General features: G+C 42.7%; 1 protein-coding gene and 1 pseudogene. Both read right to left on the minus strand.

Annotated elements, in window-relative coordinates; translation table 11 throughout:
• Window positions 1-17: 17 nt before the first annotated feature.
• Window positions 18-425: a tail fiber assembly protein gene (locus OGW16_RS00590; RefSeq protein ID WP_286517540.1), complete on the minus strand. Its 408-nt coding sequence runs from the start codon at window positions 423-425 to the stop codon at window positions 18-20.
• A gap of 2 nt (window positions 426-427) precedes the next feature.
• Window positions 428-798, minus strand: a pseudogene (locus OGW16_RS00595) (phage tail protein); the annotation flags it as partial.

The raw sequence follows: 798 nt of genomic DNA on the forward strand, positions 1-798 counted from the left end.
TCTACTAAACCAACGTTTTAGCTCCCAGGAGGCGTAGGCCATTCTGGTTTTGATGTTACTACCCGCATAAGGAATACCATATAAAGTTGCCATTCTTCCAACTTAGATATTTCATCTGTTGTCGCTATTCCCTTATCTACTGCGTACTGTCTCCAGGCAATTTCTTTATCAGCAGCAACTCTCAGCGTTTCCTTTTTCTGTTCCGCTAAGGCAATTTGTTGTTCCGTTGAAAGTTGCGGGATATCTACCCACATGGGATTACCGAGTTTGTCCGCGCCAAGAACTTTTCCTCGTGGCGGTACCGCAGCGTAATTTGCCATTGTTTCATTATCAACATCAACCCCATCATAAGGCCATGTCCCTGCTTTTTCGAACGATTCCTTCATGGAGAAAAGGTAAAAAGAGCCATTATAAAATTTATTCATTTTCACCATCCTACGACAATTAAACAGCAATCTTCTAATGCACCAGAAGGTGCCCAGTTCTGTATGCTAACGGTAGTATTGCTGGCGATTCGAACATTCATTGAAGCATTGTATCCTGAAGTAGCGCGGTTTCCAGTTGCAAACAGACCGGCATTAGGAAAAGCATAGGGAAGCGGATACCCCCCATCTATGCCACCTCTGGTTTGAATGGTGACAAACTGCACCATGATTATTCTGGAGTTACCATACTGATCAATGAATGGTAACTTCAGCAGTGTATTACCTAGTGAAATTATCGCCTGAAAAAATCCCATATCAGGGATTTGATTAGTGCCATTGCCTACAGCCCTTTTTGCTGCTTCTTTTAAACCAA

It is taken from the genome of Citrobacter sp. Ce104 (assembly GCF_030334595.1).
Classification (GTDB): Bacteria; Pseudomonadota; Gammaproteobacteria; order Enterobacterales; family Enterobacteriaceae; genus Citrobacter; species Citrobacter europaeus.

Bases quoted from the DNA above. Each gene is read 5' to 3' on its own strand.
- OGW16_RS00590 (WP_286517540.1), bottom strand. From the start codon at position 425: ATGAATAAATTTTATAATGGCTCTTTTTACCTTTTCTCCATGAAGGAA.